Raw genomic sequence first — 9,525 nt, forward strand, 5'->3', positions numbered from 1 at the left:
TACAATTTAAGATGAGCATAAAATGCTCTTTGGCGGCTGTGAGGGTCCCGAAAACTCGTCCGGTTTTGAGTGACACTGATCTCGCCATGACAAATCTCCGTAAGGTCTCGCTATCCGGCGAGCGGCGGCATCCACCAACCAGAATCAGACGCGCGGCGTAATGCGTGCGGCAGTCCGGATGTCGGCGATTTGCGTGCCGAGCGCCTGGAGGTTTTGACGCATATCGGTGAACACCGGCTGCTCGGCGTCGGGGTCGCTGATGGTGACGATCGCCGTGAACGGCACGCCCTCCTCGGGCATAACCTCCCCGGCGCGGGTCAAAGAGTCGACAAAGAGCCGCCAGTTCGAGGACGGGCCGACACCCTGTGGGAAGGTCTTGGCCAGAACTTTCACCGGGCTCCACTTCAGATCGTGCTCGATCAGTTCCGCTTCGACGGCCGCTGAATCCCGCTTTGAGGGGAGGTAGAGCGGTTCAAGACGACCCTTCCATCCGCCGCCCGCCTGCTCCTGCTGCAAGGTGGCGTTGATGTTCACCCGCACGAACTCCGACCCGAACCGGGCATCCAGGGGCGGCGTGGAAACAAGGGTGATCTTCGCCCGGCCCCGGCACTTGCCGCCTGGTCCCACCAGCGACGCCGGCCACGCGAAGCGGAAGTTGATCTGCTGATCGCGCCGGATACGCGAAGCAAAGACGAGCGTGATGGCGTGGTCACCGGTATCAAGGATCCGGTCGGCGGACGGAGGCATGCCGAAGCCGACCATATGTCGCGCGATCGGCGCGAGCGCCTTGGATTGCAAGGGCGCCGGCATTTCGGCGTGATGGACCAGCAAGCCGATCAGAGTCTCTCGCGAGACTTCCCCCTCAATGGCGTGGTCGAGAACGGCGGCGGTTTTCGCGGCGAGAGGCGAGGCGTAGCTCGTGCCGCAGCCATCTACGATGGTTCCATCGGGCAGAATCGAGAACAGCCCGTGTCCGAGGATGGGATGCTGGGAACCCGCACCGCCGATATGCGCCAAATCCGGTTTAACCCCGGCGCGCAGGCCAGGGCCACGGCGACTGTACCGCGTGGGCGCGAAGGGTAGGCACCCGTCATGTCCCGGCGGATTGAGCGCGGCGACAGCGACATTGCGGGCGCTTTCGGCCGGCGTGAGCAAGCCGTCGTTGCGAGCGTTCACGAGATTGGCGAGCGCGTTGGTTGCGTCGGCGGGCCATTCGGCGCGGAGATCCTGGGGCTGGATATTGCCCGCCGAAATGAACACGACCGCATTGTTCGTTTCAGCAATCAGATCGAGCCGTGCTGCGTGCGGGCTGTACCGATCCGGCGCCGCCGGTTGCAGGATGTTGAGGCTCATGTTGAACACCCGCACCCCGTGCCGGGCGCGGGCGTCGGAAACGGCGGTTTCCATTTCGTCGAAGAATTGTGGCAAGCCCTCGGGCTAATATGAAGCGAAGGCTCCGGCCTTGCGCTCATTTGGAAAGACGGCGACATCGACCAGCTCCGCGCCATCGGGCTCAGGGCAAGTTTCCGCGCCGTTCAAAGCGCCGCCGACCGCGGCTAGGCCACCTATAAAGGTGCCATGCGCGAGGTCGGCGTCTTCGTCGGCGAGAATGTCCCACCGATCAATCACCCAGTCCGAAAGCGCTTCGCTGATTCCGCCGTCGATGATGCCGAGCCGTGGATGGGTGCGACGGCTGTCGCGAATAGGAATGGCGACGTTCGTTGGCCGCGTGCGCGGCGCGGGCGTGACCGCACCTGTAGCCCGGACGACGATGCCGGGCAGTTCGACTCGCCGCACCAGCGGATGGCTGTCGAGGAAGGCAAGCAGGCGGGCGTGGCGTTTGACGTCGGGATTGAAAACCGCCAATTCGCGACGGCGCTCGCTGAGCGAGGCTTCATTCAGCCGCAAGACGGGCTGATCACTGGATAGGTGGAGCCGGACGGAGAGGATCGGCTGCTTTTGGCGGTGATTTGGCAGCCGCTCAACCGCGAGCCCATTACCAAGAGCATTGAAGCCCGCGATGAAACTCTCGGCGAGGCGACGATGGCCTGCGTCAAGGAGATCCCATTCCGAACGGGGAGGTGGGCTATCGAACAGCTCGACTTGATAGCTGCTGCCGGTCATCGGGTTTGAAAGCCATGCGATGGCTTCCTCCACCGAAAAGTTGCGGCGGTCGGCAGGGCCGTAGACTTCGATCCGGTCAATGGCGCCGGTTTCGCTCCTTCGGGCTGACGGGTGAGGCTCATCCTTTTGCTTCTGTTCGTTGAAGCGCATCTCTGTATGCGTCTCGGCCTTGGCGATCTCGGCCGCGACCTGGCGGAGCGTGCCCGGGCGGGCTTCGATGATCATCACGCCGAGATCGCCGCCGCCGACGACCGGGGTGCGATCGTTGCGGAAGAGGCTCGCAACGGGACGGTGACTTTTCGCCCAAGCTTCACGGCGCAGAATGACCTTCACAAAACCGACGTCGCCTTGTGACTGCGCGCTGAACACGCCGGAGATTGTGTCGATCTGGCTCGTGAGTGCCGCGCGATGCTTGGCGAACTCGGCGTCGCGGTGGGCGAAGAAGTCCTTTCGGCCGCCACCGCCGCCAGCTTCGCGCGCTTCCTCCTAGTTTTCCGGATTGAGGACGATCTGGATCGGACTAGCCATTCAGCACCTCGCCTTCGCCGGACCTGGCGGCTCGGCCGAGCTGACGGCTGACTGTCGATTTATCCTTGCCCGCAATGTCGCCGATGTCGGCCATCGAGAAGCCAAGGATCGGATCATCCCGCATGGCCCGAAACAGATTGCTCGAATCGTCGAACAGCAGCGCGCGGCGTTCGCTTTGAACCCGGGCGGCGTTCAGCGTGGCGAATTGGCGGAGCGTATCGAGCAGCCCACGCTTGTCCTCCTCCCGAACGGTGGTGGCCTTCTTGTACGTGCGGACGAGTGACTCGATCTCGGCGCCGGTCGAACCCTCGGTAAACCATGCGATCAGCCGCAAATGGATGTCCGGGGCCTTAACGGGCGGCATGAAATGAGCGGCGATCGCCTTCCGCATCTCGAAGTCCGGCTTGGGAATCTCAAGCTGAACCTCGAAGCGCCGCCAGACGGCAGTGTCCAAGAGCTTCGGGTGATTTGTGATCCCGATTGTGAAGCCGATATCGCGGCGAACATCGAGGTTCTGAAGAAGCGCATTCACGACGCGCTTGATCTCTCCGACTTCCTGCGGGTCGTCTCGGACTTTCGCGATGGCATCGAACTCGTCGAGAAGAAGGATGCAACGATGGCGGTTCGCGAACGTGAACAAATTACCTATGTTGCGCGCGGTAGTGCCCAGGAAGGACGACACGAGACCGTCCAACTTCACCAGGACTACGGGAAGGTCGAGCTGCTGCGCGATCCAAAGCGCCAAGCGGGTCTTTCCCGTTCCGGGCGCCCCGTAGATGAGGCAGGTCTTCGACGGCCGGATGTCGATCTCGGACAGGGCTTCGAAATTTGCCCACTCTTCGATGATGGTTTCGATGGCTTGGCTGACCGTCGCGTTGAACAGCGGTGCGGTCGGTTGGATGTCCACCGGAAAGATGATGTCCGCCAGCGCCGCCGCCGTTTCGCGATCAACAGGCACGGGCGTGTTGCGCGTTAAAATTTCGCCGGAAATCTGCGCCTTGGAACGCTCGATACGACTCGGTGAAAGCTCCTTCGTCCGATCCGCGGTCGTCAGAATGCTGGTCAAGGTGGCGGATTGCTTCGCATCTCCATCCTTGGCCAGCGCATCGCGCAGGCGCTCGATCTGCTTGCGCAGGGCCGGTGACGCATCGGCCATTGCCGCGCGACAGAGAGCTTGGATGATCGAGAAATGGTCCATAAGCGATTCCCAGTGGGGCGTTGCACAATCGTGCCGGTACGATGCATGTACAGATCTATTTGTTGTATATCAATAGGAATATGGTGCAAAATCGAGCCGCAGCGGTGCGTGATACCGAGCTTCCGTTGCAAGGAGGCGTTGATTTGGCCCTGGCAGAACACCTCAGGATCGGGCGACCAATCTCTGCTGGGTCGACAATCAGATCCCCGCGATCGTGCGGCTCGCCTGGCGGCTCCTAATCTCCGCGAGTTCGCCGATTGCCACGATCACGGCGTTGATCCGTGGGGCGAAGCATGACGCCCGCTGCAACGCGCCACTATCGGCGCTACGCCTTGACAGGGGCTTTGCACGAGGCGCACTGCGCGACGCAGCGTGCCGGGATTACTTTCCGCGCAAGCTCTGCCGCCGCACACCTCGTCGCTGGGCCGAATGCCCGGATGTCCGGCTCGAGTTACTCTAATTGCGTCTCGCCGCGCCGGGCTTCGCGCCGGTCGCGCGAGAACCACGGACCGCTGCCGTGAAGTGAGGAGTGATGCGTCATGACCAGGGCCGCCCCGCGACGAGATGATGATGAGGCGCCGGTCGTCGTGCCCGCCCGCGCCGCGCTCTACTTGCGGGTCTCGACCGGCCGTCAGGCCGAACGCGACCCGTCGATTCCCGGCCAGCGCCACCAAATCGAAGGCTATTGCCTTTCGCGCGGCTGGGAGGTCGCTGCCGAGTTCGTCGAGCCGGGTAACACCGCGACGGACGATCGCCGGCCTGCCTTTCAAGCCATGACCGGTGCGGCGACGACCAAGCCGCCAACGTTCACCGTCATCGTCGTCTACAGCTTCTCTCCGTTCTTCCGCGACCAGTTCGAGTTCTACGTCCGCAGCCTGGTGAAGAACGGGGTGAAGCCCCTTTGTTGAAGGATAGCGGCTATGCCTTGAACCGCTCGCAGGCTGTCAGGCGGTCGACATGGGCGTTCATGCTGCCGCCGTGGATTTCCTCCTCGAGGAAGCGCGCTTCCTCGTCGTAGGCGTCCTCGGTGATTTCGCGCCACCAGCATTTTGGCTTGCCACCTACGCCGTCACTCCAGCGGTAGCCGCGGGCCTTCAGAGCGTCCTTCGTGTGGAACGGCGAGCCACGCGCGTGGATGCAAAGGCGCGCCTGTTGTGACGACGCCAGCAGCTGCTGGAACGGCGGCATCGCCTGGATGCGAGGCGAATGCGTGAGAACTTCCAGAAGGGCATGGCAGTCGTCGACTGCTCGGTGTCCGTTGTGAAAGGCGCCGCACTGGCCGACGAGATAACCGAGCTTCGTGCCCTCGAAGCCGAGGCCAATCCAGTCCACTTCCGAGACCGAGCACGCCCAGGGTTTCACGTCGAAGCCGGGGGCGAGCTTCTCGCAGAAGGGTCGGTCAAAGCGAGCATTGTGGGCGACGATGAGATCGGCATCCTCGACGAAACGTTGCACGACATCGAGATCGATCCGCTGCCCGGCGACCATCGCGTCCGTAATGCCGGTGATGCGGGTGATTTCCGCGGTGATGGCGGTCGTCGGCTGCTGCAGGGCCGAAAAGACGCCGACGACGTCCCGCACACCCATCTCGTCATAAGTGAAGGCGACCATGCCGAGCTCGATGATTTCGTGGGTGGCATGGTCAAGGCCCGTCGTCTCGGTGTCGAGAACGATGCCGAGCCGCGGCCAGGATCCGGGCTGCCGGTCCGAAAGCGGCCAGAGTTCCGGCGCGACCGGGCGAGGCTCGAGCTTGCGCAGGACACGGTATCGTCCGGTCGCTTCCAGACGCTCGACCATCCCAGCCTCGTATGCCGGATCTCGGCTAGAAACCTGAGGCTCACCTGCCATACGCCGGGGGGGCGTTGGCCGACGGATCTGCGAACGCTGCGTGGCGGGAAGCGGGATCACGCCGAAGAGATCGATCTGGAAGGGCTTATCGCTTCCCATTCGGTTGTCCTCTCCATCCTTAGGCCGATGCCGCGCCATGATCAGCGAACGAGTTCGACCTTAACACCGGTAGCCTTCGCAATCTCCTTCCAGGCTCGGTCAGTCGTGAGGGCTGGTGCGCCCAGGCTCTTGGCCAGTGCGAGACAGAACCGATCACCGAGCGACAGACCCACCTCCTTCGAAACGGATCGAAGCCGCGCTGCCTCCTCGGCGACGTCCTGGCCAACGGGAATAACGGCGATGTCGAGATCGGACAGATCCTGCACCGCTTCGTCTGCACCAAGGCCACGATCGATCAGCTTGGAAAGGACCTCGGTGTAGTTGACGACCGACATGCTGGCGTCGCCGAGCCGTGCCTCGACCTTGTCGGACCCCTTCTCCGAAAAGATCAGGCAAAGGACAGCGGACGCATCAAGAACGCAGGCCATCTCCTACTCTCTCTCCGCTTCCTGCCGGCGCTCGGCGATAAGTTCGTCCGCGACCGATCCGCTTTCGGGTGCATAATCGCGAAGTTTCTCCTGCAGACGGCGCAAAGCAGAGCGGGCAGGGCGGATACGAACCTCTTCACCGTGCAGTTCGATCAAGACTGTATCGCCCTTTGACAGCCCCATCGATTTGCGGAATGCCGCAGGAAGGATCACGCGTCCACCCTCGACGATTTTGCCTTTTGCTGCTGGCATGGTCCACCCCTTCTCATGCGTCATTTGATATCGTCTATGCCAGAAAGACGCTATGGTGCATAGTGTGCGTCAAGCATGTTCTGCTGCCAAGTTCCAGGTGAAGCCCAGCTGGCTCAACCAGCTTGATTGACCTGCCCTCAAAGGATCGGTTTAGAGCAGGGGCGTGGCTGGATGCACGAAAACTAGCTATCGCTTATATCGAGCATGCGCTAAAAGATTACGACCTTTTCGAGCTGGTACGAGCCTCAATGTCCCGACTTTTCGCTTACGTTCGCGTCTCCACCAACGGCCAAACGACCGACAACCAGATCGGAGAGATCCGCGCCGCCGGTTTCGAGGTCCAGGTTCGCCGCGTCGTGTCAGAAACCGTATCAGGCTCACTCGCGGCCAAGGAGCGCGAAGGCTTCCGGAAGCTGCTCGACCGGATGGAGGAGGGAGACATACTGGTCGTCACGAAGATGGACCGCCTCGGGCGGAACGCTATGGACGTGCGTGCGACAGTCGAACTTTTGGCCGAGATGGGCATCAAGGTGCACTGCTTGGCGCTGGGCGGTGTCGATCTGACGAGTTCTACCGGCCGCATGACCATGAGCGTCATCAACGCTGTCGCCGAGTTCGAACGAGACCTCCTGATCGAGCGCACGCATGCTGGCCTCGTGCGTGCGAAGGAGCAGGGTAAGGTGCTCGGTCGCCCCGCCAAACTGACAGCCGAGCAGAAGCGCATCGTTCGCGAAAGGCTGGGGGAGGGGACTTCGATCTCCGCGGTCGCCCGCGATTTCGCCGTAAGTCGCCTTACGATTCAAAGAGCTCGGGACACCACCAAAGACGCGGCGGCAAACGAACCGTGATTGTCATACGGTTTCCGTTTAATTGACTTGGGTTGCCGGCAGCCGGCAGCGCCACCCCAAGCCGCATCGCCTGCCATCTCCACGGTGGTCGCCAAGCCCGCCATGCATTCAGATTTGAACTGGTCCACCGAACAGGTGCAGGCAGCGAAGCCGCGATGGCCAGTGTTACCGACGAGCGCTTGAATTGACCTGTTTGTCAATGGCCAGTATGGTCACACAGTCGGCGATGAAGTCATCAGGCAGGTCGCTACCCGGGTGAAGGCGGCCGTCCGTCCGAACGAATTCGTCGCCAGAATAGGTGGCGACGAATTCGTCGCGATCGTCACTGCATCGACGGATGGAGCCCTGTCGGTCGTTTTTGACCGAATGAAGCGGCATCTGGCCCCCCGATAAAGATGCCGGCAATAGAAATTGCGGTTGGCGTCAGTCTGGGAGGGTCCGTATGGGAACCCGGGCGAGATGCAGCCGAGATGCCCGCATTGGCTGATTCTGCGATGTACGATAACAAGCGAAGTCGCGCCTTGAATTAAGTGATGATCTCCCAATTGCTTTATGCACACGTGAGAGGCGCTTAAAACTAATTATACACCCTACGCGAATTTGGATTATGGATTCTTCGCATGATTCTGCGATACATCACAAAGTCATATACACTATATTTAGTTCAAGAGCCTGATTTTCCTGATTTTTGACGAAATCGACTTGAAGACATCCGTTAGCTCGACCGCAGTCGCAACGGCGTAGTAATGCGACGCGTCGGTCGCACAGGCTCCGAGAACAGCGGCATCGCCACTAACGAGGTTGATCGAGAAGATCTCAATTCCATCCGTTTTTGGTAATTACCCACCCCCGCATTCCGTAGAATGTCAGGCGCCTACCGTCTCGAGAATTGTGTTGAAGACGTTGCCCCCTTGGCGCAGCCGGGCGGTATCGACGACGGTTCGGATGTCAGCTTCGCCTTCGGCGGCCCACATGGATCGATAGCCGTTGGTGACCTTGCGCTGGATCACGGCCGGTCGCAGGGCGCGCTCGCAGCCGTTGTTGGTGGCCTCGACCATCCCGGTCCAGAGAGTGAAGGTCAGGAGCTGGTCGCGCGCTCGCCTGAACTTGTGCTGGACCACTCGAGCGAAAGGGCAGGAGGTCGGTGCGGCGAGGATCTCGGAAAGACTTCGCTCCAGTGCACGGCGCTTGGCGACGATGGTCGATGCGGCGAAGGTCGTGATGCCGCTGGCCAAAGCGAAAGCCTTGGACAGCCAGATCCGCAGCCGCGACGGCAGCAGATCCTCGCCCGCCTGTTCGGCGTAGGCGACGTCGCGGGCCAGATGAGCCAGACAGGTCTGATGGGCGTCGGCATGTCCCTGCTGGGCAGAGTAGCGATCGGAACACCAGACCTTTGGCCGGTGCCCGTCCATCAGGGTCCTGACCACGATGGCACCACGGGTCGGAGCGGCACGATGGACGACTGCGTCATCGCAGCGAAACACCCATTGGAAGGCGTTGCTGCCTTCGATGCGAACGCCGGTCTCGTCCGAGGCCACCACCTTGGAGCGGCGCAGGGCGGCAATGGCGAGATCGCGGTCGGCGACGAAGGTGCCCTGCGCCCGGCGCAGCATGTTCATCAGCCCGCCCTGGCTGATCTGCAAGCCGAAGAGATCGGCCAGAGCTTTCTGAAGCCGTTCATAGGACAGGGCCTGGAAGGTCTTAAGATAGGTCGCCACCGCATGCAGCCGCGGCCCGAACGGCGTCCCCCTTGCCGCATCGGGCAATCCCGCTGAGACAAGCGTGCCGCAGGAAGGACAACAAACCGAAAGCCGGCGATGACGCGTCACGAACGGCTTGATCTCCGGCAGATCGACCGTCTCGTACGTGCCGCCGATCTCCGCGGGAAGGCTATCGGCCAGGGCTGCCTGGCAGCAGGAGCATTGCTCGGGACGGTGATCGACGAGCCGATCGAAATCCTCACCCATCGCTCGGCTGTGGCCTTCGTGACCGGGCTTGGCGCCGCCAGGTCTTGCCTGCTCACGGCGCTCCTTGCGGTCACTAGACGGAGGCTTCGAGGATGTGCGTGACGTCTTCTCCGGACGCTGAATCTTCAGCACCAGATCGATCAACTCTTCCTTCGTCAGACGCTGCAAATCACCGCGATCCATCCGTCCATGGATTCAGGGAATTCGGCCCGTGACAAGGGGGTGGGTAATTA

6 protein-coding genes and 2 pseudogenes are annotated in these 9,525 nt (G+C 61.8%); 2 read left to right on the forward strand and 6 right to left on the reverse strand.

Annotated elements, in window-relative coordinates; genetic code table 11:
• Positions 1-144: 144 nt before the first annotated feature.
• A pseudogene (locus tag Sa4125_RS24085) lies at positions 145-2,652 on the reverse strand (S8 family peptidase).
• The gene (locus tag Sa4125_RS24090; RefSeq protein ID WP_224008419.1) at positions 2,645-3,850 is read right to left on the reverse strand and encodes an ATP-binding protein; all 1,206 of its coding nucleotides are present in this window, start codon (positions 3,848-3,850) and stop codon (positions 2,645-2,647) included. Before Sa4125_RS24090 ends, Sa4125_RS24085 begins: the two are co-directional and overlap by 8 nt.
• Positions 3,851-4,389: 539 nt before the next feature.
• Between Sa4125_RS24090 and Sa4125_RS24095 the strand changes: the two are divergent.
• A pseudogene (locus Sa4125_RS24095) lies at positions 4,390-4,746 on the forward strand (recombinase family protein); the annotation flags it as partial.
• 22 nt (positions 4,747-4,768) lie between these two features.
• Here the strand turns inward: Sa4125_RS24095 and Sa4125_RS24100 are convergent.
• Genes Sa4125_RS24100 through Sa4125_RS24110 form a run of 3 tightly spaced genes read right to left on the reverse strand, consistent with a single transcriptional unit; the run spans position 4,769 to position 6,477 of the window.
• The gene (locus Sa4125_RS24100; protein ID WP_224008423.1) at positions 4,769-5,797 is read right to left on the reverse strand and encodes a 3'-5' exonuclease; all 1,029 of its coding nucleotides are present in this window, start codon (positions 5,795-5,797) and stop codon (positions 4,769-4,771) included.
• Positions 5,798-5,838: 41 nt separating this feature from the next.
• Positions 5,839-6,225 carry a type II toxin-antitoxin system VapC family toxin gene (locus tag Sa4125_RS24105; protein ID WP_224008425.1) on the reverse strand — a complete coding sequence of 129 codons (387 nt, stop codon included), beginning with the start codon at positions 6,223-6,225 and terminating at the stop codon, positions 5,839-5,841.
• Positions 6,226-6,228: 3 nt separating this feature from the next.
• Positions 6,229-6,477, reverse strand: a complete 249-nt coding sequence (locus Sa4125_RS24110; RefSeq protein ID WP_224008428.1) for an AbrB/MazE/SpoVT family DNA-binding domain-containing protein — start codon at positions 6,475-6,477, stop codon at positions 6,229-6,231.
• A 248-nt stretch (positions 6,478-6,725) separates the two neighbouring features.
• Here Sa4125_RS24110 and Sa4125_RS24115 point away from each other — a divergent pair, with 248 nt between their 5' ends.
• Positions 6,726-7,325, forward strand: a complete 600-nt coding sequence (locus Sa4125_RS24115) for a recombinase family protein (RefSeq protein ID WP_224008593.1) — start codon at positions 6,726-6,728, stop codon at positions 7,323-7,325.
• 866 nt (positions 7,326-8,191) lie between these two features.
• Here the strand turns inward: Sa4125_RS24115 and Sa4125_RS24125 are convergent.
• Complete coding sequence (locus tag Sa4125_RS24125) at positions 8,192-9,475, reverse strand: IS66 family transposase (RefSeq protein ID WP_223998294.1); 1,284 nt, start codon at positions 9,473-9,475, stop codon at positions 8,192-8,194.
• Positions 9,476-9,525: the final 50 nt, after the last annotated feature.

Source organism: Aureimonas sp. SA4125, assembly GCF_019973775.1.
GTDB lineage: Bacteria > Pseudomonadota > Alphaproteobacteria > Rhizobiales > Rhizobiaceae > Plantimonas.